The following is a 24,699-nucleotide window of genomic DNA, read 5'->3' as shown; positions in this document are numbered from 1 at the left end:
TTGATAATAAACAAAACCGAGCTTTTGCTCGGTTTTTTGTTGGCTAAAGTTAGCTCTCTTTTTTTAGTCTGTTCGCTTGGGTAAGAGTTGTTCGGAGGTTGACATTTACTGGCTATCCTTCAACAATCGCACGCTACTTTTTTACATAACTTTACAAATAGAGTTGACATTATCGTATTGGAGTTGATTATCTGAATGTCATGGCAGGATAAAGCCCTTTGGCTGGAAAAAATTACCAAGCGGATGATGCTGATTGTCGGTGCCTTAGGAGTCATAGTGATTTACGGAGGCTTCTTTTTTCTTCTCTTCAGTGGTCGTTCGGTCGCCGTGATCCCGTGGTTTTTTCTGTTATCACCTTGGATTTGTATTTACTTTGGTCTGACGCAAGTACAACAAGCTAGCGTACTGAAATGGTTTGTTAAAAAAGTCAAAAAATAAGCCCTTAAGGGGATTTGCATATTTACGGTTTGTTTTAGTTTGCAAACTTGGGGAACACAATGGGGTTAGGACGCTATTTTCCATTCTTGCTAAGTGCAGTGTTACTGCTACTCGGCGGGTGTGAGCGTACGGATACAAAAGATCAATCTGCCAAGGAAAGCGGCGACATTAAAGTTGCACCCTATGGCAGCTGGCAATCACCTTTGTCTGCTGCTGAGGTTTTTGAACGAACCGATGATATTGCTGAACTACAAAGTGTAGGTAATGCGATTTATTTTGCAGAATCGAGCGGACGTGCCCAAGGCAAAGTTGGTATCAAGCTTCTCGATGATCTTGGCAAGGTCACTGAAGTGGTTCCTCCAGATTTTAATGTTAAATCTACTGTGCATGAGTATGGCGGTGCGGCGTTTTTGGGCATAGGTCAGAGCCTATTTGCCACTAAATTGCAGGATCAGCTGTTTTACCGTTTTGCGCCTAATCAGCCACCATTGCCGTTAACTCCCAATGGTACCCGTCATGCCGATTGTGTGGCATATCCTAAGGGCTCACGGATTATTTGCGTGCGTGAAGATCACCGTCAGGGTGGCGAACCGAAAGCGAGCCTGGTGACTATCAATCTTAACTTTGCTGGTGAAGGCGATACCTTTGTTACGGGTCATGATTTTATTTCTTCTCCGACTATTTCACCCGATAACACCCAATTGGCGTGGATCACTTGGGAACATCCTTATATGCCTTGGGATAAGAGTGTGCTCTGGCTTGGGGATCTTGACCGCAAAGGTCAATTAAAAAATATTCGCAAGGTGAGTACGCCAGAGGACTCTTCGGTGACTCAGCCACTATTTGGCCCCGACGGTAAATTATATGTGGTGTCCGATCTCAGTAACTGGTGGAACATTTACCGCGTCACCCCTAGGGAAACCCTAGAGCCTGTGTTGAGTAAAAATGCCGAGTTTGCGGTGCCGGATTGGCGTTTAGGTAACCATAATTATGCCTTTGAAAATGCTTCGACTCTCATCGCGAGCTACGTTGAAGGCAATCGAGCCGCATTGCTGCGTATGCACTTAGATTCCGGATTGACCGAATCCCTTGCCGTTGATTTTGCTGAGATCACTCAGGTGGTAAAGGGTGAGGATGGTGTTTATTTTGTTGGCGCTAAGGCAACACCAGAGAAAGGTATTTATCGCGTTGTTGGGCGTGGCACTGAGCTTGTGTATGCCCCAGCGCTCGCGAATCTTGATCCCAACTATGTCTCGCGGGCGAAAAATATAGCCTTCGCTACCGGTAAAAATCAGCAGGCCTATGGTTATTTTTACAGCCCTGTGAACCCTAATTACGTGGCGCCCCACGACACAAGGCCGCCGCTTATCGTGATGCTACATGGCGGGCCGACGGCGCGGGCTTCACTGGCCTATCGCAGTGAAATCCAGTTTTGGACCAGTCGCGGGTTTGCGGTGCTGGATTTAAACTTTCGCGGCAGCAGTGGTTTTGGCCGCGCCTATCGCCAAAGCCTTTATGGCAAATGGGGTGAAAGCGATGTAGAGGATGCGGTTAATGCCGCAAAGTATTTAGTGGTTAAGGGCTGGGTAGACGCCAATAAGTTAGCGATTCGCGGCATCAGCGCCGGTGGCTTAACTGTGATGTCTTCACTAGCGTTTTATGATGTGTTTCAAGCGGGTGTGAGCTATGAGGGTATCAGCGATTTTGAGCAGCTCGCTAAGGGAACCCATAAGTTTGAGTCGGGTTATTTAGACCAACTTATCGGCCCCTATCCGGAGAAGAAGGAACGCTATCGCGAGTTATCGCCACTCAATCACTTAGATGGCTTAAATGAGCCTTTGCTGATTTTTCAAGGCTTGAGAAACAAGATTGTACCAACGGCGCAGTCGCGGCAAATCTATGATGCCCTTAAAGCCAAAGGTGTGCCGACGGCCTATATCGATTATGGCGATGACGCAAGTGATGGACGCACACCAGAACATAAAGCGGCGGGATTAGAAACCGAGTTAGCCTTTTATGGGCAAGTGTTTTCATTTACACCAGCGGGTAAATTGCCAGCGTTGCAGCTAGATAATGTGGCTGCGCTAAAGCGCTAACACTTTGGTATGAGTGACAACCCCATAAACAAGCCTGCATCCAAGCAGGCTTTTTTATGGCTGGGTTAATGCGGGTGATGGCGGATTTAATGCTGGTGGTTAAGACTATCAATAATGGCACAGTGGGGCTGTTCGCCGCCTTGGCACTCGCTCACCATTTGTTGTAACTGGCTGCGAAGATTCTGCAATTTACCAATTTGCTCTTCAACATAGGCTAAATGGTTGCGGGTGAGTTGCTTCACATCTTCGGCGTTGCGGCTATCGTTATTGCGAAGGCCAAGCAGGAGTTTGCAATCCTCGAGGCTAAAACCTAAGTCGCGGCACTGGTGGACAAATTTGAGCGACTCGATATCCCGATGGCGATACACCCTGTATCCCGCCTCGTTACGCTCGCCACAGACAAGGCCGATATCGTGGTAATAGCGTATGCTTTTGACGCTTAACCCTGTGTGCTTCGCGACTTCACCAATTTTCATACTGACCTCAGTTCTTATCTGTTCTAAAGACTCGTGCAGACAAGTGTGATACTTGCCACAAAAACACCCTTGACTCTCCCGTGATGGGAGACTTTATCTTAACCCTATAGCGGTTAAGTTCAAGTGAGGGATCTTCCATGTCGCAGATAAAACTCTATGTCGCCACCATGAATTGTGCGGGATGTGTGGCCAAAATTGAAAAGGCCTTTGCGGCCGAACCGAATGTGAGTGCCCGTATCAATCTCGCCGATAAGCAAGTGACTGTCGATGGCAAGATGAGCAGTGATGCGGCGCTGGCTGTTATGGACAAGGCGGGTTATCCCGCTCAATTGATCGTGGACGCAAAGGCGGCCGCAGAGGAAAAGCGGGTCGAAGATGCGGTGGAGTATCGCCTGCGGATGCGTCAGGCTATCGCCGCACTCGCGGTTGGTATCCCTATGATGTTATGGGGATTACTGGGCGGTGAAATGATGATTAATCGCCCTAGCATGCAGCTTGGCTGGGGCATTATGGGCTTAGTCACTTTAGCACTTTTAGTCGGTACCGGGCGCCATTTCTATCAGGGAATGTGGCGCGCGCTTAAAGCCAAAACTACCAATATGGATACCTTAATCGTGTTAGGTACCAGCACGGCATGGCTCTATTCCATGCTGGTGGTGCTTATCCCGAGTGCGTTTCCAATGGACACTCGCCACGTGTACTTTGAGGCGAGCGTGATGATCTTAGGCTTGATTAACTTAGGCCATGCCCTCGAACTCAAAGCTCGGGGCAAAACTAGCGAAGCGGTGCAGCGCTTACTCGGCCTGCAATCTTCTACCGCGATTCGTATTGGCGACAATGGCGATGAAGAGGTGGAAATCAGTCAGCTTAAATTAGGCGATAAACTCAGACTTCGCCCCGGCGACAGGGTCGCACTCGATGGCGTGGTGGAGTCCGGCCAGTCATTACTCGATGAGGCCATGCTAACGGGCGAACCTATTCCTGTGCCAAAGCATGTTGGGGATAATCTCAGTGCGGGTACAGTTAATGGTAACTGCAGTTTAGTCTACCGAGTGACCGCAGGGCAGCAGGATACGCGCCTTGCCAAAATTATCGCACTGGTGCAGGAGGCGCAAACCTCAAAGATGCCGATTGGTCGTCTGGCCGATAACATTTCGGCGGTATTTGTGCCAACGGTCGTGGTTATCGCCTTACTCGCGGCGGCGATTTGGTATCTTGTTGGGCCAGAACCCGCGCTTAGTCATGCGCTTGTGGTGCTCACCAGCGTGCTGATCATCGCCTGTCCCTGCGCCTTAGGCTTAGCGACACCTATGTCTATCATGGTATCCGTTGGCCGCGCTGCTCAAATGGGCGTCTTGGTTAAAAATGGTGAAGCACTGCAAAGCGCCAGCAAGGTTGATTGCGTGGTGCTGGATAAAACCGGCACAGTGACTCAGGGTAAACCCCAAGTGACTGATATCCATTGGATTGAAGGTAATGACCAAGCACTTAGTGATGAAGACAAGCACGTACTACTTGGCGCTATCGCCAGTCTTGAGCAGCATTCAGAGCATCCGCTGGCCAGCGCAATGGTCAGCTATGTTAAGCAAGCCTCGATTCCATTGCCCGCAACCGAGATTTTTACCAATCATCAGGGTAAGGGCATTGAAGGGCGAGTCGATGGCGCCGACTTTTTAGTGGGGAATCAAGCCTTAATGGCGGCATTTGATGTGCAGTCAGGGGAGGGCGTGACAGGCAACCACTCAGGCTTTGCGATAGAAGCCGCCGCGCAATTTGCCAAACAGGGCAAAACGCCGATTTATGTCGCTAAGGCGGGCAAGTTAGTGGCCACTATCGCCATTGCCGACCCGATAAAAGCCGATGCGAAAGAAGCGATTAGTGCAATACGCTCACAGGGCATTCGAGTAGTGCTGCTGACTGGAGATAATCCACAAACGGCGCAGGCGGTGGCAGCTCAAGTAGGCATAGAGGAAGTGATTGCGGGTGTGTTACCCGAACAAAAGCAGCAGCATATTAAAGCCTTACAGCAGCAAGGCCATGTGGTTGCCATGGTGGGGGACGGTATCAACGATGCGCCCGCCTTGATGAGCGCCGATGTGGGGATCGCTATGGGATCGGGTACAGAGGTGGCGATCGAAAGCGCGGATATGACACTGTTGTCACATCAGCTGATAGTGATTGCTAACTTATTGGCACTTTCCCGCGCGACCATTAGCAACATTAAACAGAACCTGTTTGGGGCCTTTATCTACAACAGTTTAGGTATCCCAGTGGCGGCGGGCGTGCTTTATCCGCTCACAGGGATGCTGTTAAGCCCTGTGATTGCCGGGGCAGCGATGGCGCTGTCTTCTTTAACTGTGGTCACCAATGCGAACCGTTTAAGACAGCAAAAACTGTAACGTATTGGTATTGTTTATCGGCCCGCGAGTGAGCGGGGGCTTACAAATACCGCCCAGTTCAGTGGGCGGTATTTGGATTGTCTGGCTAAAAATGCAATGTTAATTCAGTTGTCATCCAATAGGATTATCTTGGGTTGTATTTGTAAAAATTCAGGTTAAATAAACAGTTATCTTTGGGTTACATGGCTCAGAATCGCTTAAGCATTCGCGGCTAACGGGGCCTTTTTAGTTGATAATTTAACCCAAACTGCTATAGTGCCACGTTTATTTTTACCCCCTCAGGCTGGTGGAAATTGGTTTATGCTTATATGCACTGCCAATAGTCTGGCCAACATTACTCGATTTGGAAGTTCATTTTGATCACAACAGCGAATATCACCATGCAGTTTGGCGCTAAGCCACTGTTTGAAAACATCTCAGTTAAATTCGGCGGCGGTAACCGTTACGGTCTTATCGGTGCGAACGGCTGCGGTAAATCAACCTTCATGAAGATCCTTTGCGGTGATCTAGAGCCGAGCAGCGGTAACGTATCTTTAGACGTCAATGAGCGTCTGGGTAAACTCAGCCAGAACCAATTCGGTTACGAGGAATACACGCTGATTGACACCGTTATCATGGGCCACCGTGAACTGTGGAAGGTCAAGCAAGAGCGTGACCGTATCTATTCTTTACCTGAAATGAGCGAAGAAGACGGCATTGCCGTGGCAAACCTTGAGATGGAATTTGCCGAAATGGACGGTTACACCGCTGAATCTCGCGCTGGTGAACTGCTACTTGGCGTAGGTATCGGTATTGAAAGCCATTTCGGTTTAATGTCTGAAATCGCCCCTGGTTTAAAGCTGCGGGTATTATTGGCGCAGGCTCTGTTCTCGGATCCTGATGTATTGCTGCTCGACGAACCCACCAACAACTTGGACATCGACACTATCCGCTGGTTACAGGACGTGTTGAACCAACGCGACAGCACCATGATCATCATTTCGCACGACCGTTACTTCTTAAACTCAGTCTGTACCCATATGGCTGACTTAGACTACGGTGAACTGCGTGTTTACCCAGGTAACTACGACGAATATATGCAAGCAGCGACTCAGGCCCGTGAGCGTCTGCTGGCTGACAACGCCAAGAAGAAAGCGCAAATTTCTGAGCTACAAACCTTCGTGGCGCGCTTCTCTGCCAACGCCTCTAAGGCAAAACAAGCAACTTCTCGTGCCCGTCAAATCGATAAGATCAAGCTGGATGAGGTTAAAGCCTCGAGCCGTGTTAACCCATTCATTCGTTTCGAGCAGGAAAAGAAACTGTTCCGTAATGCGTTAGTGGTTGAGAATTTGGCTAAAGGTTACGACAAGCCACTGTTTAAAAACTTAAACCTGATTGTCGAAGTAGGCGAGCGTATCGCTATCCTCGGTGAGAACGGTGTGGGTAAAACCACGCTGCTGCGTACATTAATCCATGATATTCCTCAGGATGAAGGCCATATCCAATGGTCTGAAAACAGCAATATCGGTTATTACGCGCAGGATCACGAGTCTGATTTTGCTAACGACATGACGCTTTTTGAGTGGATGAGCCAGTGGCGTAAACCTGAAGATGACGACCAAGCGGTACGCGGTATTTTAGGCCGTATGCTGTTTAGCGCCGACGACATTAAAAAGTCCGTAAAAGTGCTCTCGGGTGGTGAAAAGGGCCGGATGTTATTTGGCAAGCTGATTATGCAAAAGCCAAATATCCTGATGCTGGACGAACCGACCAACCACATGGACATGGAATCGATTGAATCCTTAAACAATGCGCTTGAAAAATACGAAGGCACCTTGTTGTTTGTGAGTCACGACCGTGCATTCGTATCGTCATTGGCAAACCGTATCCTTGAAATTACTCCTAACGGCGTGAATGACTTCAAGGGCACCTATGATGAGTTCCTCGCGAGCAAGGGTATCGAAGGCTAATTACTTGTTTTAAATAGCCTTAAGTGATCAGATAAAAAACGCCGCTTATTGAGCGGCGTTTTTGTTTATGGTGTTTACCTTGAGTGTTAGCCTCGGCTTAGCGGTTATTGTTTTGCCTCGGCTTGTTGTTCGACATAAATCAAGCTGTCAGTGTCAAAGCCGCGGGCGCTCGCCATGTCGACAAATTGCTTAATCACCTCAGGGGACACGGTTGGAGTTCGGGCTAGTAGCCATAAATAATCCGTATCTGGCCCCGAGATAAAGGCGTATTGATAATTTTGTTGGTCGAGCCCAAAGACTACATACGAACCATAAAACGGCCCGAAAAAGGAGACTTTTAAGTAGGCTTCGTTCTCTCCATTCACAAAATAGGCTTTACCTTCGGCTTCTTTCCATTCCTGTTTGGCGGCAGAATAGCCCCGATTAATGACTTTAACGCCGCCATCGGGCTTAAGGCTGTATTCGGCAGAAACTTGGGTTAATCCGCGCTCGAAGGAGTGGTCAAGCCTCGCAATCTCGTACCATTTGCCTAAATAGCGGTCGAGTTTAAAATCTTTAACGGGTTCGACGTAGTTAGGCATTCCTAGACAGCCTGTCAGGACCAAAGCACTGATCATTAAGAGTAGTTTTTTCAAGTGATGCTCCTATCAAAAAGATTTAGTTTATATTTTACTCATTTATTCATGGTGGCAAACAGAGGGATTTTCAGAGCTTTTTAGGGCTTTGTATTGGCTTAACCAACCTTGTGCTATACCCGCCAGCATTATCAGTGCCACACCTATCAATTGCTGTGCGGTTAATGTTTCATTAAATAACCACCACGCCAGAGTGACCACCACCACAGGTTCCACATAGGAGAGTGTGCCGTAGGTGATTGATGGCAATTGATTTAGAGCTTTTACTGCAAACAGAATAGCTAAAAATCCCGGAAAGAACCCAATTGCCAGCAGCCAAGCAAATTGATTCAGGCTGGGTACTAAGGGTGTGGTTAACACTAAGGGAAGTAGGCATAAAGCGCCAACACCTAACTGTACCAGCGTACTTTGATAGGGCGAGGCGGCACTCGGTTTGCGGTTGATTAAGATAAAGCCACTATAGGTCAGTAACGACAATAATGCATAAAAATATCCCAATATTTCATAATCATATAGCGACTGGCTCGATGTGATGGGCAGCATTAATATAAAGCCTGCTAAGGCGAGTACCACACTTGCCATACTGAATCGGTTGAGTCTTTCATTAAACACAAAGTGCGCAAATACCGAAGACACCACAGGCGCGAGGTAGATGATCATAATCACGGTTGCCATTTGAGTGTATTGAATGGCCTCAATATAAAAAGCCATAAATCCGGCGAGCATAGCGCCATTTATCAAGGTGCGTTTGCTCGGTTTATGGCGAATTTGCTGTCTTTTTCCCGTTAACAGCATATAGGCCATTAAAAATAGCGCGCCGAGTAGCAGGCGGTAAAAGGTAATATGTTCGGCTGGCAGAGCTGCAAAGCGTGCGAATACGCCAATCGTGCCCATTAAGGTGGCAGCCAATAGGGCAAAGAGCAAGGCCAAAGTAGGAGGTGGATTCATGTGTCACCTTTAGCGTACAGTCCAGTACTGTAGAAACAGTCCAACGGGTAAGGACGCTGAGTTTGCCCTAAAATATCTTGCTAGGCTAGCGAGGTATTCGACTGTGCTTTGGGTATCGTGCAAACTAGCTGTTTCGAAGGGGGAGCATTTTATTGGGATTAGACGATCCTGATATCGCATACTTAGACGCAGGTATTTAGGATAAAAGGTCGCTGTATTGCAAATGGTAAGGGGCTTTTTATGAACCACGCTATAACGGGGATCGCTTCAGTCTTTAAGTGCTCATCCGCTTGTCGGAGCGAGCAACGCTCAATCCTAGGATTTTAATAATCCTTAATAAAGCGCAGAGCATGTTTGGCTAGCGTAAAATCGATATTTTCACTGATACGAATTTCGGCGATTAATCGACTCGAAGTAGATTGACTGATAAAGCAATCAAATGTCAGTTCGTTGGTAAGCTGCAAATGAACACGGGAACGATTAGGTGTGAGAGATTTTAATATATCAAAATTTAACGCAATATCGGGATCCTCTTCGTAAAAATAATTAGCATGATAAATAAAGTGTGGCCAATTTTGATTATTTGATTCAATTATATAAGCACAACGATCATTGGCTGGAATAATATTAGATAGCTGTTTTTTGAAATTATTTGTGGTTAGATTGTTTTTAATGAATTTATATTTCGTATCATTAAAAATAACTAGCATCACATCTTGCCTTGTTGAGTTAAGTGGGTTTGAATGAATGTTTTTTAGGGAATGTTTATCTTGTGCAGTATAAATATTGTTTTCGGTGATAGATGACTGACTATCAGGTTGCAGATAATAATTTAGGATTTGATAGTCTGTTAAGTAGTGTTCAATTAAACTGATGTTAGTCATTTCTCCTTCAAAAGATAATGCGTTATTGGACATAGCCTTTAATACACGGTTATCTGTTAAAGGGATAATTTGCTGTTGAACTTCGATTTCATCGCCATCGATATAACATTTTAGCTTATGATATTGGTAGCTGATGGATAATAAATGCCAATAATCATCATTTAAATCACCTGACATCGAAGCCATTTCAATCGATAATAATCGGCTATTAACAACCGATTCAATATTGCCAAGTGCATTTATCTTCACAATAAAGCCCGTATGATTAAACTCACAACAATATTGAAATACTAGTCCTCCATGTTGGTTTTTTATCCAAGCTTGCCAAGTGAAAATATCGAGTGTTTTCGAGCCTAATAAAACGACTTTAGCCGTATTTTCTGATGTTTCTTGAGCGAGGTCTTGAACTAAGTTATTCGAGCTAAAACAGATATTTTTTGAGGTTTTCATGGGTGACATCCTTGTGGTTATGTCATGCATAAACCTTTGGTTTTATTTCAGACAAATATCATCACAGCGAGGTATTAATTCTATCGCGACCATCGGCCTTGGCGCGGTAAAGCGCGGTATCGGCGGCGCATACCATGGCGAGTGAGGTACGGAACTGGCCATTGACTTCACTGGCAATCCCTTGGCTGGCGCTTACCGAGACATAATCCCTGAGCCCTTGGTCGGTAAAGCGAATATTATTAATCCCTTGCTGAATTTTTTGCGCTATGGTCAGCGCCATTTTGGCATTGTGATTAGGCAGGATCAGCGCAAATTCTTCGCCGCCATAACGGGCTGCAAGACCGATTTCGATAGGCACAATGGTGGCGATCACTTTGGCAATTTTTCTAAGGCATTCATCACCTTGGATATGACCAAACTGATCATTAAACACCTTAAAATAATCCACATCGATAATCACTACGCTGATAGGGCGCAGTTTAGCGGTGCATTCATCCCAATGTTGTTGCAGCATTTCATCAAAATAACGTCGGTTCGCCAGTTGGGTGAGGGAGTCGGTGGCGGCCAACTTACGCAGTTTTTGGTTTTCTGCTTTATGGTGAGTTAAATCGTGCATCACCATCACAAACACAGGTTCATGGCTGGGAATATAAGAGATAGACAATTCAACATCTTTGGCCTTACCAGAGGCGCAGATCAGCGTGGTTTCCTGCGCTGGGTGCTGAACGGGGTGACCACAATTGGTGCCTAATTGCACATCGTGGCTCAGGAGATTGTCATAGCGCGCTTGATGATGTTCGGTCAAAAAATTGCGCCAGTCTTGGCCCTTTAAACTCGCCTGCGGGCAATCGAGCAGCTCGGCACTACGTTGATTGCATGAACGGATAAAGCCATTGGCATTCACTAGGATCACTGGCTCGGTTAAATGTTGAATAAAGAGTTCAATGGTCTCGAGGGAAGAATGCTCGAAAAAGTTCAGCGGTAGCTCGGCAGCCTTTGCATGCTGAGTTGCGGGCAATACAGCCTCATCGACAATGGATAAGGCGGGTTGTTGGCGTGCCAGTTTCGGTGAGTTTGTCATTGTTATCTTTCTCCGTGAACTTTAATCATCTGCGCTAGGCGCTTTTCTGAGGATGACTTTATTCTGGTGGAAGAAAAGATACCTTCTGCTTACCTTCTGGTATAATCATATGATTTTAAATGTTTTATTTTTTTACCTTCTGAGTCGTTTTGTCTGCGATTAGGGCGTGGTTGGCTGGGTGCTTGCTTACATCTCGCAAAATTTGGGTTAAATAGCCCCTAATCTGAGGCCTCAAGATTGAGTCGTATACTTGTTATTGGGTCAATTTAATGCAATGTAAGTCCATTAGTTTGCTCGGGATGTAGTGCTTGGCTATGGGATTTTCCTCGACACCATTTGCCACCTTGCTTGTGTTTAAATGCACACATTGCATCCCATCGACCGCTTATGCCACTGTACTGTCGGCGAAACTCCTTGGCTGAAAGTAACCAGGCATCGGATGCTATGCCTAATTCATTAAGTAACTTAGGTCGCTGATTATCAATAAAGCCCTTTTTATCATGGCGGATAGCGCGGCCGGTCCAATCGATAAGCTCAAGATAATCGGCAAAATGAAAGGGGATGCCCGTTTGCTGATGGAGATGCGTTGCACCATCAAATTTTACGAGGGGTTTATGTGGTAATGGCTGAGTGTTATCTACAGGGGGTTGGGTTGACAGTGGTGTGACGCTGTTAGATGAAAGCGCATTCAGGCGCTCTTGAATCGATGTAAAATCAGAGGATTGCAAAGAGTCGGCAATGCCAGCTCGAATAGGATTTAAATCCACGTACATCATGCAGGCTAGTAAGGCTTGTTCATCTAGCAAAGCTTGGGATTTAAAACGACCTTCCCAGAAGGCGCCTTTGCACTCATCTTCTCGATTGGCTTTACGGGCAATCTCTTCATTTAGGCATCGCATAAACCAAGATATGCTGGATAAGCGTTCATGCCATTCGACAATTAAGGCATCGAGTAACATGCGTTCTCCGTCGATTAATGCATCACCATTCATATACTTAGTGGCAATGGCATGGCCTTTAGTGATTTGGCACCAGCGACTGATAATATCTTTTTGCGTTAACGATTTAGCCTTCTCGATGTCAATTTTAAGCACTAAATGGTAATGGTTGTTCATCACTGCATAGGCGCAAATGTCGATACAAAAGATGGTGGATAATGCTTTGATTTTATCGACAATCCAGCCACGTCTATGCTCATAACTGCGGCCAGTGAGTTTATCCTCACCGCACAGAAAAGCCCTTCTGACACAGCGATTAATCACATGATAGAAGGGTGTTGTATTGGCATCGATAAGCATTCTTCTGGCCGAGGTCATGACTCGCTCCAAACAGACAAGGTGAAGATAATCTAAAGACTAGTAGAAGAGGGGACAAAGCACAAAAAGACATGGCTGTCCTCGCTTTTTTCTCGACATCAATTTTAAGCACTAAATGGTAATGGTTGTTCATCACTGCATAGGCGCAAATGTCGATACAAAAGATGGTGGATAATGCTTTGATTTTATCGACAATCCAGCCACGTCTATGCTCATAACTGCGGCCAGTGAGTTTATCCTCACCGCACAGAAAAGCCCTTCTGACACAGCGATTAATCACATGATAGAAGGGTGTTGTATTGGCATCGATAAGCATTCTTCTGGCCGAGGTCATGACTCGCTCCAAACAGACAAGGTGAAGATAATTTAAAGACTAGTAGAAGAGGGGACAAAGCACAAAAAGACATGGCTGTCCCTACTTATTCTATTCTTCTGGCCGAGGTCATGACTCGCTCCAAACAGACAAGGTGAAGATAATTTAAAGACTAGTAGAAGAGGGGACAAAGCACAAAAAGACATGGCTGTCCCTACTTATTCTCCAAACAGACAAGGTGAAGATAATTTAAAGACTAGTAGAAGAGGGGACAAAGCACAAAAAGACATGGCTGTCCTCGCTTTTCCTCGCTTTTGCTCGGTGGCAAGTAGAGGCGGCCTGGAAGGGGGAGAAAAGGGGACTGCTAAGCAGTCCCTTTCAATGGAGATTAGTTTTCAGGACGGTTAACCACTTCTGGATCAGGACTCAATAACATTAGTGTGTTTGTCGTGTTTGTTAATACAAACTGAAACTTTGTTGTACCCGCTGTGTGGTCCAAATCTACAAGTTGTACCAACTGTCCATCACTACTAATTGTTACGGCGTCAATAATTTCATCAAAAGGAGTGATGAAACCAACGCCAGCAAATTTTAATCCTTTTCCAGTATTATCCACTAATTGATAAGTGATAGTGCTTGCCTCTGTAATTGTTACATCACCTTGGCACGGCTCACCAGTCGTGTCGACATAGCTAAAAACGGGTTCATTATTATCTAAGTTAACAATCACCTTGATAAAGTGAGCTTGACCTTGTACATTTTGCATTTATTACTCCTTTTTTATTGATTAAAATTCAAGATTATTAATTTTTGATTTAGTAAGAATCTCAATTAATTCTATTCCAGTATTTTTATCATTTAAGCATTTCAATGATTTTATATATGGGATTGTAATTCCTGGACTTTTGTTTTTACTTACAAAAGGTGCTAGTAAGGACTTTATATCTTTACATACTTCAATGTAATTATCGTTTTCATTTAAATTTTTTAATGAGGATGCTTCTATTAATAAGCTTTCTGAAAAGGGTATAATATTGTCTTGAGAGTTTGTGCTATCTTCTTGTAAGGACATGAAGATAGCCTTTGATTTTTTAGAGAAGTCTAGGCTGTCTTTGTAGTTTTTTATTTTATCCATATGCTTTGCAAGAGCTAGATAGTATTTTGCTAATAATTCTTTATCCTTTTTTGATGCTGTTTTATTGATTTTTATTTGTTCAATTGAGCGCTCGAGTTTAAGCTTTTCATCTTGATTGAAATCACCATATCCAAGGCTTATTAGATTTAAGTATGAATAATTTTTCTGCATTTTAATTATTCTATTTTCGGAGTCTTTGTCTGATGCTTTTTTTATAGTTAAAAAACTAAGTTTAGCCTTTTCAACTGCTAATTTAGTATCATTTTTATAATTAATCAAAGTTGATGATAGCTGATAGCTACTTGAAAGCCTTTCAAGAAGATAGGGTTGTTGCTCTAATTTTTCATTCGAAAGTTCAGTTTGTATTTTTTCATGAATATTAATTGCAGAAGTAACTTCACCTAATGAGGTTAAGGAACTGGCTAACCAAGATCGTGCATTTACTACATCAGATAAAAGTTGTGTATTACTAGGATCTGTTTCTAGAGCACTAAGTTTTAATGTCAGAGACTCCTGAAATCCATTCTTTGCTTCAACGAATTGTTGTCGTTGCATAGAAAGCGAACCTAGGGAGTTATATGCATATGATAGTTCCATCAATGCATCCTTATCATCCGGCGCTAAGGAATACATCTTTTGACTGTATTGCAAATACAGTTCAAAAAAGGGTTCGACCGATTCCCACTTTCTATCATCGTATTCAATTTGACCCAACCAAAAGGCATTGGCGCCTAAGGTTTTTAGCAGGGCTAAGTTGTCTGGCTGCAACTTAAGTAGCGGCAGCATTTTTTCCTGCGCGGCGAGTAGGGCGCTGCGGGCTTCATCGATTTTATTGCGTGAATAGGCGACTTCGCCCATGGCCTCTAAGGTTTGCCCATGCTGGAAGCGGGCGTCGAAGCTTAAGTACTTTTCATCGTCTTGGCTGGAGAAATCCGTGAAATATTCCAAGGCCTTATTACTGATGCCGTCGAGTAAGTCCATCCGGCCGATGCCGCGCATCTTATCGGCGAAGTCACCCACCATAAACCCGAGCAGATCTTCGGCGGCGAGGCGTTTTTGCTGGGCAAGCTTTTCGGCTTCGATACTGCGAACGCTCATAATGACCGAGGTTAAGGTGAGTACGCACAGCAGGGCGACGGTAATGCGCCTCGTCCAGCGCAGCATAGTGGCGCGTTTGCTGGAGGCGGCAATAAAGTCGGTTTCCCGCTCGTCTAAGTCAAATAAGGGATTTTGCCTAAGGCTTTGGGCCTCTTTTAAGGGTTTACCCTCGGCCAGCAAATAGGCGCTGTGTTTGGCTTCGCTGAGCCAGCGCTGGGATAAATGCTGTAGTCGGCTCTTAATGCTGAGGCTGTCGTTATGTTCGCTGATCCACGCCGTTGCCCTTGGCCAGCGGCGCAGCAGGGCTTCGTGGGCGATGCTAAAACAGGGCTCACCATTTTGCAGATGGGACACAAATAAGCGGCTATCGACCATAGCCTGCACTAGGGCGGTTTCAGCCGCGCTTTGTAACTGCGACCAGCGGGCGGTGCGGCTGGTGATGGATTTTTCATCCTCACGCAGGGTGACTAACAGGGATAAAATCCGCGGCAGACTGGCCTTTTCGGCCTCGCTTAAATGGGAGATGGCCTGCTCGGCATTTTTACCGATAGCGCCTTCGATGCCGCCCAAGGTGCGATATACAGAGACCAATAGTTTGTCATCGTCGCTGCGTTGTAAATACAGCGCCTGCAAGGTGTATTGCAACATGGGCAGCGCGTCTGGGTTGCTGGCCGCATCGCTACAGAGCATTTCATCGAGCGGCATGGCAGTGTCGCTGTCAATGTCCCAAGTTAAATTGGCGGCAATCGCCGGCAGGCGGATCATCTGCAACAGCTCGGTGCGAGTGGGCGGCGCTAAGTCGAAATGGGCGCCGCGCGCCTTGCCCGCCATCAGGCTGGGGTAATTGACCAACAACGGATAAAAGTCATTACGACAGGCACTTAGAATCAACACCGCATGGGAAGTGGCAAGGCGCTCTAATAGCTCGATAAAGGCGCTGCGCTCGGCGTCGCTAAACAGCGGCGATGATAATAAGACTTCTAATCGATCGATAAATAAGGCAAAGCGTGGTGTAGCATAGGTCTGATTTTTAAGGCTTTGTTTACATATATCGACAATGCTTTGTGGATCTTGTTCAAGCTTGGCGGCAAGCGTATCGGCGCTCATTCCCTCAAAGACTGGGCTGTCGTTTAGCTCCCAGTCGAGCATGGCACTGGCCAGATCGGTGAGCAGTTGTCCCTTGCTGACATCGGCAAAATCGAGGCTGCTGTAGGCCACAACCCCAACGCCATTAAAGCCATTGGCGGCCATAAGGTTAGGTAATACACCGGCATTGATTAAGGAGGATTTACCGCTACCACTCGGGCCTAAAATTAAGCAGAAGGCACGGCCAAACTGGATTTGTTGGCTAATGCGATTTAACAGCGTGCTAATTTGCTCGCTGCGGCCGAAGAATACGTCGGCATAGTTGGCGCTGTAGGCTTGCAGGCCCGGAAACGGCGAGCCGCCTTGCCAGGTTTGTGGCGTGGCGCTGGCCTCATGGCCGACGGGAAAGCGAACCTCGGCTAAGGTGCGATAGCCGCGTTTGCGAATGGTCTCAATGTAACGGGATTCGGTGGCACTATCGCCTAAGGCGCGACGTAACTGGTTGATAATTTTGTGCAGTGGATTATCACCCGTGTCGACTCCCGGCCAGCAATGGCTGACAATCTCGTCGCTGCTGACCACTTCACCGGCGTTTTGGCAGAGAAATAACAACACATCCATCGCCTTAGGTTCAAGTTGTTTAACTTGTTTACCAAGGAGTAGGCTGTTGGCGCTGGGATTGACTTGCCATTCACCAAAAAAAAATGTGCTGTCACTCATAGGATTTCCATTGCTTGAGCATCGACTAAGGCGGAGGAATCGCGGTGCCGTTAGCCATTGTTATTTTTATATTCCATTTGCATATGTTGCTATGGGGTTTTGCGTCAAAACATTGGCATTATGCCTAGACTCCTTGTTATTTAAAAGAAGTAAGCTTTTATAATCAATGTAAATTTTATCTTGAAATTGTGACAGCATCTTGTACTGAGACCCATGTGTTGTCACAGGGTTGTGGGATTGCGCGATAATTGCACTTTCGCTTGGGTAAACGCTTGGCTTGGCAGCATAAACTCGGATGACGGGAAAAAAAAGAGTGCCCAAGGTGGGCACTCAAAGCGGTTGGGAAGGGAGAAATGGGTTAAATTGAGTTAGCGCGTAAGCACCAGTGCGTTGGCCTGAAAACTTAACCGTGCCATTTGCCCTTGGTCTTGCAGCTCTAGCTCGTTGAGTTCAAAGGGCGGTTGTAGACCGGAGGCTTGGATAAGTTTGGGGTCAAACATCAGCTTGAGTTTGGGGGATTCAGGCGTTAACCAAGTCGCCGCTTGGGTGCGCATGATCGCGACCTTTTGGCCCTCGGCATTGGTGCCCGTGAGCACGCCACTCAAACCAAAGCGTCCCGCCTCGGCGACAGTTAGCTCAAAGTTGACTTGATTTGGCACGCCTTTATCCCAGATGGTCAATACTTCTGGTTTGATGCTGGCGGAATTGACATAGGACTTAAAGGCGGTTTTCACCGTGCGCAGCACTGGGCGGCCATCGACTTGAGTCTGGACTGTAACTTCGATTTCACTCAGCCCCGCATTGCTGCTGGCGAGGGGCAAGTCTGCGGGCACTAAAGCCTGCCATTCATCCCCCTGTTTCACCATGGCCAGCGCTTGCTCTGTACCATCGGCTTGTTTGAGTTTGGCCTTAGGCGCAAATTGATTATCGCTTTGGCTTAAGGCGAGTTTTACCCCAACCGTTTGGGCATCGGCTGCAATTGCGCTGGGCGCCTTGATGCTTAGTTGATAGGGCGAACCTTTTTCCTTCACGTTGACCAGATAGTTGGCCTTAGCGACCAAGGGCTGGCTGACTTGTAGGCGATATGCTCCGGCCGTGGCTTTTTCAGACATTTGCAGGGCGCTGGAGTCATCGGCTAAGCCTGCGCTGGCTAAGGCGTCGGCACTCACCAGCGATTTAACCAAGGATTCCGTGGCTTGCGGGCTGGCGTTTTTCCCCTGCGGCGTTTGGCCTATCCGCTGAATTTGCACTCGCTCGGGGGCAACGGCATCGGCATGCATTAAGGCGCCTGTGCTGACATCGCCACGGGGCGCAATTCGCACTAAGCTACCCGCTTGGCTCAAGTTAAGCTGCACGCCAGCATTTAGCTCGGCGCCGGTGACATTAAGCCAATACTCATCACTTTGGCTTGCCTGCTCAAGCACGGGTTGACTGGCTTGGTATTCGCCATAGAGCGGAGTGATAAAGCTGACGTAATCGGTACTGGTATTAATCGGCGCGAGAGTTGGCGAGGCGATATTAGTATCGACAAGGTCGCTCTGCGTCGGCGCGGCTAAGGTTAAGCCCTTGGCATACATTGGGCTGGCTTCTTTTTGTGGCTCAGGCGTGGGTGACTCATCCTGACAGGCACCGAGCAGGCTAGCTAATATGGCCAAGCTGACCGCTTTGCTTAAGGTGCGGAGTGTAAAAGGTTGCATGTTAGGCTCCTTAAATATGATTGCGGATCAGCGTGTCTAAGTTAAAGCAGGCACGGCGACTCTGCTGATGGCTTAACGGTTCTTGGCCTCGGGTCTTTTGTTTATCGGTAAACCAGACTGTGCCTGCGGCTTTTTGGGAGCTGCAATTTAAGAAGCCGTCGGAGCAGCTATCGAGCCAGTTTTGGGTGGTTTCGAGGGCGACCTGATATTGATAGCCAGCGCAGTAGCTGTCGCTGTCCCAAATGGCGGAATCCACATCCGAGCCGACAACCACCTCGAAGGGTTTACCTAAACTCGGGCGACCCGAGGTGCCATAGAGCCAAGTGTTGTTGTAGTTTGCCATCCAGCCGACTTGCTGCTGTTTGACTGCATTGCTGCCATAGCCTAAGAGCCAACCTAGAGTCGTTTCGAACACATTGCCTTGATTGACTGCATCGGCCAGCGGCGTGCCGCCACTCGATGGCGCGAGGGCGATGACTCTGGAGGTGGCTTTGATCACCGCAGGATAACGGCTGTCCCAGGTGGGGTTTGATAAAATCCAGCGCACCACATTACCGCCATTAGAGTGGGTGAGCAGGATTAAATCATCAATATTCTTCGCTTGAATAAAGCTATTGAGCTGAGTGGCGAGGCAACCCGCGGCGGCTTCTTCCCACATATATTGGTCGAAGTCACAGTTGATGACAGTGTAATTATTGGGGACGGGTATCCCTTGGCGCACTGAGTTAACAAATTCCGAAGTCCAATAGTCGGCTAACGCATTGGTTTGTTTTCCGGTTCCGTGAACAAAGGCGATACCTGTTGCGGCAAAAACCGCGGGGCTGACAGCTAACAGACCCAAGAGCATTAAGGTGTTTTTTATCTTCATGGGTGTTTCTCATCTCTAGTGATTGAGCGCGGCCTTACAGTGCATTGCAATCGTGAACATTAATCAGGTGTCTGTGTCGATTGACATCGCTGCACTCTGGTGCAAGGCAATCTTAGGCTGGTTTTAAGGAATGCTGCGCAGTAAAACCACTGGGAGTAAAAGTTCACAAGCTGAGTGACCTTGCTATGGTGGACAGGGTAGACTCTTACTCTGGCTTATTAACCTAGTCGCAACATTTGGGGCTGGCAAGCAAAAATTCGCTATATAATTTAATGACATAGCGACAATCTTTTGACTTTGTTTTAATATGACCTAATCGACAGCTAATTGCTTGATCAGTAAACGCTAATAAAACGTATAGCGTATTTAGCCGTTTGAATTGGCTGGGATGGCTCAAAAATTATTTTTACTTTAACGTTTTGGATCTTTATTGGTTCTATAGCGTTTTCACACTTATTGGGAGGCACCTTTGGCCATCACACAACAGGAAATGAGCCGCTGTTTAACCGAACTCAATTGCCGTAGCAATTTTTCGGTGAAGAGCATTACCGAATATATGTTGCCAGGTACTAAGGAAGCCTTTTACCTGCATATGGATGGCAAAACGCCGCAACTGATTATTCGCCCCGCGTTTGAGATATTTTCGGGTGAATTTACCACCTTAGCAGGCGTGCATGCTAAATATGACTATTACCACAGCGCGGAAATGACGCGATTTCCCAAGCGCTTACATAAGAGCCTTAACGAAACCCACTATGGATTGGCCTTTAGTTTTGATTCCATTGAGGCGGTGCAGCAATTTATTGAGCGTTTAAGCGCTATCGTCAAAGGGGCTTAGGATTTCATCAAAGATAAATACCAGCCTTAAGAATGGTTTTAAACCTCTGATATCTTAGGCTTAAGCTTTTAGGTTAAATTCCTCAATTTTAATCAAAATGAGGAATTTAACTGCTGCCTTTTCCAGCAGCTTTTCAGTATATTCATCAATAGATGAATTCTGCCGGAGAGGCTTATGTCGCTTATCCCTCGTCGCCCAAGAGGTGTGGTTCCCTTTGCCGCCCAATCTGGGCTGTCTATGGCTGCGGGTCGCCCGAAAGGCAACTCTGATGCGCGCCAACGGCTGATCACCGCTGCGGTGACGCTCTTTAGTGAACGCAGTTATCCCACTGTTTCTACCCGTGAAATAGCCCGTGAGGCCGAGGTGGATGCGGCGCTTATCCGTTATTACTTTGGCTCTAAGGCTGGGCTATTCGAGCAGATGGTGCGTGAAACCCTCGCGCCTGTGATTGCGCGTTTGCGTGAAATCTCCTGCGCTCAAGCACCTAATGATATTGGCGAACTGATGCAGATCTATTATCGGGTGATGGCACCTAATCCCGGATTACCCCGATTAATCGTGCGTGTGTTGCAGGAAGGCGATGGCACCGAGGCCTATCGGATCATGTTGTCGGTGTTTGAGCAAATTCTGTCCCTCTCGCGCCAATGGGTTGAGTCGGCATTAGTGAATGCTGGATTACTCAAAGAAGGGCTAGATCCCAATTTAGTGCGCCTGAGTTTTATCAGTTTGATGGTGTTTCCGCTGATTGCTCCCCCGGTTTTAATGCGTCAGTTTGGCCTGTTTAGTAGCAATGCCGAGGATTTACAACGTTTGGCACTGCACAATATGCAGGTGTTTACCCAGGGCGTTTTGCGTGAACCTAGGAGTGAATGATGAGTGTATCTAATGGGTTAGCTGTGATGTCGGTTAAGGCGCGACGACTTTCTCCCCAAAGATGGGGCAAGCTGGTGAAGAGTCTATTGGGCGCGGCGCTGTTGCTGCAATTGACGGCCTGCGGCGATGAATCCCCCCGAGTGCTGGGTACGGTTGAGCGCGATAGGTTAACCCTCACCGCCCCTGTTGGGGAGCTGATTAATCGAATTAATGTGGTCGAAGGCCAGCAAGTGCAGGCGGGGGAAGTATTACTTGAGCTTGACAGCACCGCCGCTAAGGCGCGCCTTAGCCAGCGTCAGGCCGAGCTTAAACAAGCCAAGGCAAAGCTGGCGGAAGCCGTAACGGGGGCTCGCTCGGAAGACATAGATAAAGCCCGCGCCGCCCTTGATGGCGCCAATGCCAGTGTTAAAGAGGCGCAGCAGAGTTTTGAGCGTACGCAGCGGTTATTTAAGACTAAGGTGCTCAGTCAAGCAGATTTAGATGCTGCGCGCGCGGCGCGTGATACCAGCCTTGCCAAGCAAGCCGAAGCCGAGCAGAGCCTAAGACTGCTGCAAAACGGCACCCGCAGCGAGCAACTCGAGCAAGCCAGAGCCGCAGTCGAGGCGGCCATGGCTGGCGTGGCGCAGGAGCAAAAAGCCCTCAAGGATTTAAGCCTAGTGGCGGCGAAACCCGCAGTGGTGGATACCTTGCCTTGGCGGGTGGGCGACAGGGTGGTCGCAGGTAGCCAACTTATTGGTTTATTAGCAATTGAACATCCCTATGTGCGGGTATATCTGCCAGCAACTTGGCTCGATAGGGTTAAGGCGGGGAGCCAAGTGAAGATCCTTGTCGATGGCCGCACCCAGCCTATTGCAGGCACTGTGCGTAATATTCGCAGTCAACCGGCTTACACTCCTTTTTATGCCTTAAATGAACGCGATAGGGCGAGACTGATGTATCTCACCGATATTGATATTGCGCCAGAGGGAGAGGATTTACCCACGGGGATGGCCCTTGAGGTACTGCTGCCATGAGTGCTCAACAGGCTTCAGCAGGGGTATCCGTCGCTGGGACATCTGCGGCAGAAACATCAAGTCCGGCTTCTGAGTTTGCTATCGAAACCCGTGGTATGACCCGCGCCTTTGGCGGCATCAATGCGGTCGAAGATCTCGATTTAGCGATCCCTAAGGGCACAATTTATGGATTTTTAGGCCCCAATGGCTGTGGTAAATCGACCTCCATTCGGATGTTGACTGGGCTGCTTAGCCCGACCTCGGGGGATATTCGGGTGCTGGGCGAAACCTTGCCCGGCGCCGAGGAAAAACTGCGCCGCCGCATTGGCTATATGACGCAAAAGTTCTCCCTCTACGACAACCTGTCGGTGCGGGAAAATCTCGAGTTTGTGGCGCAAATTTATGGACTGAATCGTCGCCAAACCAAGGCGCGTTTGGCCGAGTTATTAAGCTTGTACGATTTGGCGGGGCGCGAGAAGCAAATGGCGGGCTCCATGAGTGGCGGGCAAAAACAGCGTTTGGCCTTAGCTGCCGCAACCTTACATCATCCCGAGCTGTTATTTCTCGATGAGCCGACGTCGGCGGTGGACCCTGAAAATCGCCGTGAGTTTTGGGAGCGACTGTTCGATCTCTGCGCCCAAGGCACCACGATTTTAGTCTCGACTCACTATATGGATGAGGCCGAGCGTTGTCATGGTCTCGCGATTTTAGAGCGTGGGATAAAACGTGCCGACGGCTCGCCGCAACAATTAATGGCCGCCATGGGCGCGCGGGTGATTGAAGTATCGGGGGATGATTTACGCACACTAAAACAATCACTCATAAGCGACGCTAACGTGTTATCGGCGGCGCAGATTGGCAGCCGTTTACGGGTATTAGTGCAAAGTTCGATTGCAGATCCGCTGGCTTGGTTAAGCCCAAGGGTTGCTGGGCGGGCACTGACCGAGGTGCGCCCAAGCCTTGAGGATGTGTTTGTGACTTGTACGGGCGGACGTGCCCAACTGGCGCCGCCGATCGGCAGTCAGGCCACGACAGTGGAGACTCAAGATGCTAGGTAGAATTTGGGCCGTGGTGGTCAAAGAACTCAGACAGTTATCGCGGGATCGCATGACCTTCGGCATGATAGTGATGATCCCCTTAGTGCAGTTGATGCTGTTTGGCTATGCTATCAATACCGATGCGCGTCATTTGCCCGCAGGTTTAGTTAATTTAAGTGATTCAGCCTATAGCCGTGCTTTAGTTAAAGCGGTAGAAGCGACCCAAGCAGTTGATTTTAAATATCACTATTTGAATATTGCCGAGGCGGAAGCGGCGATCACCCGCGGCGAAGTGAAAGCCGTGCTGTATTTAGGTGCCGATCTTGACGAGCGTTTAGTGCGGCATCCAGCGTTTGCGGGGCAGACCTATTTTGCCGAGCCTGTTGGTCAATGGTTGGTGGATGGCTCGGATACCGTGGTCGCCTCTACCATTCGCAGTTTAAGGCAAATGCCGCTGGATGAAATAGCGGGCAGGGCGGTCAAATCCAATCCCCCCAGTTTTGAGGTGGTGCAGTATTTTAACCCTGAGCAGCGATCTGTGGTGAATATCGTCCCCGGCCTCTTAGGGGTCATTTTGACTATGACCATGGTGATGTTTACCTCGGCCGCGATTGTGCGCGAACGCGAGCAGGGCAATATGGAGTTTTTAATCACCACGCCGGTGAGGCCACTTGAGCTAATGCTAGGTAAAATAACCCCTTATGTGTTAGTCGGCTTTGTGCAATTGGCGATTATTCTTACCGCTGGGCATTTGCTGTTTGCTGTGCCGATTCGCGGCGGTTTGGACTCGATTGCGCTGGCGGCCATGTTGTTTATCTGCGCCAGTTTGACCTTAGGCCTAGTGATTTCGACCATCGCGAAAACCCAGTTACAGTCGATGCAAATGACGGTATTTATCCTGCTGCCGTCGATTTTGTTGTCGGGTTTTATGTTCCCCTACGAGGCCATGCCCGTAGCGGCTCAGTGGATTGCCGAGGCGTTACCCGCGACGCACTTTATGCGTATGTCCCGCGCGATTGTGCTTCGGGATGCCGAGGTGAGTGACTTGCAATTTGATGCCTTGTGGATGATTGGTTTTACCTGTTTGGGGCTGCTGGTGGCAAGCCTGCGCTTTTCTAAACGTTTGGATTAAGGGGCTGACTCACGCTTTAGGCGCGAGTTTTGATTTAACGCAAATTATGCGTAAAGATTTGGACTAAGTAGTTGAAATGGATGTTAGTTACTTTAGAACTCGCTTACACTGCTGCTAACAAAATGTTCCTTTTATGTGATGGCTTAGTGTGTCCCTTCGCGCGATTTATGCAGACCGATTTGTGTAAATCGATACCTGAGGTTATCAGCTCAGTGAATGTGAAGGCCTATTCGGCTGA

19 protein-coding genes and 1 pseudogene are annotated in these 24,699 nt (G+C 47.7%); 9 read left to right on the top strand and 11 right to left on the bottom strand.

The window, feature by feature from the left end; translation table 11 throughout:
* Positions 1 to 195 precede the first annotated feature (195 nt).
* Complete coding sequence (locus tag KXJ80_RS16290) at positions 196 to 438, top strand: hypothetical protein (protein WP_037416867.1); 243 nt, start codon at positions 196 to 198, stop codon at positions 436 to 438.
* Positions 439 to 497: 59 nt separating this feature from the next.
* Entirely contained in the window at positions 498 to 2,534 is a 2,037-nt protein-coding gene (locus KXJ80_RS16285; protein ID WP_218738305.1) for a S9 family peptidase, read from the top strand.
* A gap of 86 nt (positions 2,535 to 2,620) precedes the next feature.
* On the opposite strand, the gene KXJ80_RS16280 is transcribed toward KXJ80_RS16285, so the two are convergent.
* Complete coding sequence (locus tag KXJ80_RS16280; RefSeq protein ID WP_011717642.1) at positions 2,621 to 3,010, bottom strand: MerR family DNA-binding protein; 390 nt, start codon at positions 3,008 to 3,010, stop codon at positions 2,621 to 2,623.
* Between the two features lie 137 nt (positions 3,011 to 3,147).
* Here KXJ80_RS16280 and KXJ80_RS16275 point away from each other — a divergent pair, with 137 nt between their 5' ends.
* Complete coding sequence (locus KXJ80_RS16275) at positions 3,148 to 5,409, top strand: heavy metal translocating P-type ATPase (RefSeq protein ID WP_218738306.1); 2,262 nt, start codon at positions 3,148 to 3,150, stop codon at positions 5,407 to 5,409.
* A 356-nt stretch (positions 5,410 to 5,765) separates the two neighbouring features.
* The gene (locus KXJ80_RS16270; RefSeq protein ID WP_203431939.1) at positions 5,766 to 7,358 is read left to right on the top strand and encodes an ABC-F family ATPase; all 1,593 of its coding nucleotides are present in this window, start codon (positions 5,766 to 5,768) and stop codon (positions 7,356 to 7,358) included.
* Between the two features lie 104 nt (positions 7,359 to 7,462).
* On the opposite strand, the gene KXJ80_RS16265 is transcribed toward KXJ80_RS16270, so the two are convergent.
* From KXJ80_RS16265 to KXJ80_RS16220, 10 genes and pseudogenes are all read right to left on the bottom strand, one after another.
* Positions 7,463 to 7,993 carry a lipocalin family protein gene (locus tag KXJ80_RS16265; RefSeq protein WP_088585804.1) on the bottom strand — a complete coding sequence of 177 codons (531 nt, stop codon included), beginning with the start codon at positions 7,991 to 7,993 and terminating at the stop codon, positions 7,463 to 7,465.
* 42 nt (positions 7,994 to 8,035) lie between these two features.
* On the bottom strand, positions 8,036 to 8,941 hold the full coding sequence (locus KXJ80_RS16260) for a DMT family transporter (protein ID WP_203431938.1): 906 nt from the start codon (positions 8,939 to 8,941) through the stop codon (positions 8,036 to 8,038).
* Between the two features lie 323 nt (positions 8,942 to 9,264).
* On the bottom strand, positions 9,265 to 10,275 hold the full coding sequence (locus KXJ80_RS16255) for a LamG-like jellyroll fold domain-containing protein (protein ID WP_203431937.1): 1,011 nt from the start codon (positions 10,273 to 10,275) through the stop codon (positions 9,265 to 9,267).
* 61 nt (positions 10,276 to 10,336) lie between these two features.
* Entirely contained in the window at positions 10,337 to 11,356 is a 1,020-nt protein-coding gene (locus KXJ80_RS16250) for a sensor domain-containing diguanylate cyclase (protein ID WP_188871745.1), read from the bottom strand.
* 266 nt (positions 11,357 to 11,622) lie between these two features.
* Complete coding sequence (locus KXJ80_RS16245; protein ID WP_203431936.1) at positions 11,623 to 12,672, bottom strand: transposase; 1,050 nt, start codon at positions 12,670 to 12,672, stop codon at positions 11,623 to 11,625.
* An 88-nt stretch (positions 12,673 to 12,760) separates the two neighbouring features.
* A pseudogene (locus KXJ80_RS16240) lies at positions 12,761 to 13,006 on the bottom strand (transposase); the annotation flags it as partial.
* Between the two features lie 367 nt (positions 13,007 to 13,373).
* Positions 13,374 to 13,751 (bottom strand): DP-EP family protein, encoded by a 378-nt coding sequence (locus KXJ80_RS16235; protein WP_099457853.1) that lies wholly within the window; start codon positions 13,749 to 13,751, stop codon positions 13,374 to 13,376.
* A gap of 21 nt (positions 13,752 to 13,772) precedes the next feature.
* Positions 13,773 to 17,024: an nSTAND1 domain-containing NTPase gene (locus tag KXJ80_RS16230; RefSeq protein ID WP_218738308.1), complete on the bottom strand. Its 3,252-nt coding sequence runs from the start codon at positions 17,022 to 17,024 to the stop codon at positions 13,773 to 13,775.
* A gap of 368 nt (positions 17,025 to 17,392) precedes the next feature.
* Positions 17,393 to 18,721, bottom strand: a complete 1,329-nt coding sequence (locus KXJ80_RS16225) for a DUF4785 domain-containing protein (RefSeq protein WP_172590977.1) — start codon at positions 18,719 to 18,721, stop codon at positions 17,393 to 17,395.
* Positions 18,722 to 18,731: 10 nt separating this feature from the next.
* Complete coding sequence (locus tag KXJ80_RS16220) at positions 18,732 to 19,589, bottom strand: lipase family protein (RefSeq protein ID WP_037431013.1); 858 nt, start codon at positions 19,587 to 19,589, stop codon at positions 18,732 to 18,734.
* Between the two features lie 490 nt (positions 19,590 to 20,079).
* Here KXJ80_RS16220 and KXJ80_RS16215 point away from each other — a divergent pair, with 490 nt between their 5' ends.
* The 5 genes from KXJ80_RS16215 (at position 20,080) to KXJ80_RS16195 (ending at position 24,461) form a co-directional block, all read left to right on the top strand.
* Positions 20,080 to 20,427: a hypothetical protein gene (locus KXJ80_RS16215; protein ID WP_099458520.1), complete on the top strand. Its 348-nt coding sequence runs from the start codon at positions 20,080 to 20,082 to the stop codon at positions 20,425 to 20,427.
* A 174-nt stretch (positions 20,428 to 20,601) separates the two neighbouring features.
* Positions 20,602 to 21,300: a TetR/AcrR family transcriptional regulator gene (locus tag KXJ80_RS16210; protein ID WP_218738309.1), complete on the top strand. Its 699-nt coding sequence runs from the start codon at positions 20,602 to 20,604 to the stop codon at positions 21,298 to 21,300.
* Positions 21,300 to 22,313 (top strand): HlyD family secretion protein, encoded by a 1,014-nt coding sequence (locus tag KXJ80_RS16205; RefSeq protein WP_259474825.1) that lies wholly within the window; start codon positions 21,300 to 21,302, stop codon positions 22,311 to 22,313. Before KXJ80_RS16210 ends, KXJ80_RS16205 begins: the two co-directional genes overlap by 1 nt.
* Positions 22,314 to 22,408: 95 nt before the next feature.
* Positions 22,409 to 23,350, top strand: a complete 942-nt coding sequence (locus KXJ80_RS16200) for an ABC transporter ATP-binding protein (RefSeq protein ID WP_052184078.1) — start codon at positions 22,409 to 22,411, stop codon at positions 23,348 to 23,350.
* Positions 23,340 to 24,461: an ABC transporter permease gene (locus KXJ80_RS16195; RefSeq protein ID WP_218738311.1), complete on the top strand. Its 1,122-nt coding sequence runs from the start codon at positions 23,340 to 23,342 to the stop codon at positions 24,459 to 24,461. The genes KXJ80_RS16200 and KXJ80_RS16195 overlap by 11 nt, the downstream gene beginning before the upstream one ends.
* Positions 24,462 to 24,699 lie beyond the last annotated feature (238 nt).

Source organism: Shewanella xiamenensis (assembly GCF_024971755.1).
GTDB lineage: Bacteria > Pseudomonadota > Gammaproteobacteria > Enterobacterales > Shewanellaceae > Shewanella > Shewanella xiamenensis.
Note: the sequence above shows the minus strand (reverse complement) of the source record. Positions and strands in the feature narration are given on the sequence as shown.

Excerpts from the sequence above, each read along its gene's own strand:
- KXJ80_RS16290 (WP_037416867.1), top strand. The coding sequence starts at position 196 with ATGTCATGGCAGGATAAAGCCCTTTGGCTGGAAAAAATTACCAAGCGG.
- KXJ80_RS16285 (WP_218738305.1), top strand. The coding sequence starts at position 498 with ATGGGGTTAGGACGCTATTTTCCATTCTTGCTAAGTGCAGTGTTACTG.
- KXJ80_RS16280 (WP_011717642.1), bottom strand. The coding sequence starts at position 3,010 with ATGAAAATTGGTGAAGTCGCGAAGCACACAGGGTTAAGCGTCAAAAGC.
- KXJ80_RS16275 (WP_218738306.1), top strand. The coding sequence starts at position 3,148 with ATGTCGCAGATAAAACTCTATGTCGCCACCATGAATTGTGCGGGATGT.
- KXJ80_RS16260 (WP_203431938.1), bottom strand. The coding sequence starts at position 8,941 with ATGAATCCACCTCCTACTTTGGCCTTGCTCTTTGCCCTATTGGCTGCC.
- KXJ80_RS16255 (WP_203431937.1), bottom strand. The coding sequence starts at position 10,275 with ATGAAAACCTCAAAAAATATCTGTTTTAGCTCGAATAACTTAGTTCAA.
- KXJ80_RS16250 (WP_188871745.1), bottom strand. The coding sequence starts at position 11,356 with ATGACAAACTCACCGAAACTGGCACGCCAACAACCCGCCTTATCCATT.
- KXJ80_RS16245 (WP_203431936.1), bottom strand. The coding sequence starts at position 12,672 with ATGACCTCGGCCAGAAGAATGCTTATCGATGCCAATACAACACCCTTC.
- KXJ80_RS16235 (WP_099457853.1), bottom strand. The coding sequence starts at position 13,751 with ATGCAAAATGTACAAGGTCAAGCTCACTTTATCAAGGTGATTGTTAAC.
- KXJ80_RS16230 (WP_218738308.1), bottom strand. The coding sequence starts at position 17,024 with ATGAGTGACAGCACATTTTTTTTTGGTGAATGGCAAGTCAATCCCAGC.
- KXJ80_RS16225 (WP_172590977.1), bottom strand. The coding sequence starts at position 18,721 with ATGCAACCTTTTACACTCCGCACCTTAAGCAAAGCGGTCAGCTTGGCC.
- KXJ80_RS16220 (WP_037431013.1), bottom strand. The coding sequence starts at position 19,589 with ATGAAGATAAAAAACACCTTAATGCTCTTGGGTCTGTTAGCTGTCAGC.
- KXJ80_RS16215 (WP_099458520.1), top strand. The coding sequence starts at position 20,080 with ATGAGCCGCTGTTTAACCGAACTCAATTGCCGTAGCAATTTTTCGGTG.
- KXJ80_RS16210 (WP_218738309.1), top strand. The coding sequence starts at position 20,602 with ATGTCGCTTATCCCTCGTCGCCCAAGAGGTGTGGTTCCCTTTGCCGCC.
- KXJ80_RS16205 (WP_259474825.1), top strand. The coding sequence starts at position 21,300 with ATGAGTGTATCTAATGGGTTAGCTGTGATGTCGGTTAAGGCGCGACGA.
- KXJ80_RS16200 (WP_052184078.1), top strand. The coding sequence starts at position 22,409 with ATGACCCGCGCCTTTGGCGGCATCAATGCGGTCGAAGATCTCGATTTA.
- KXJ80_RS16195 (WP_218738311.1), top strand. The coding sequence starts at position 23,340 with ATGCTAGGTAGAATTTGGGCCGTGGTGGTCAAAGAACTCAGACAGTTA.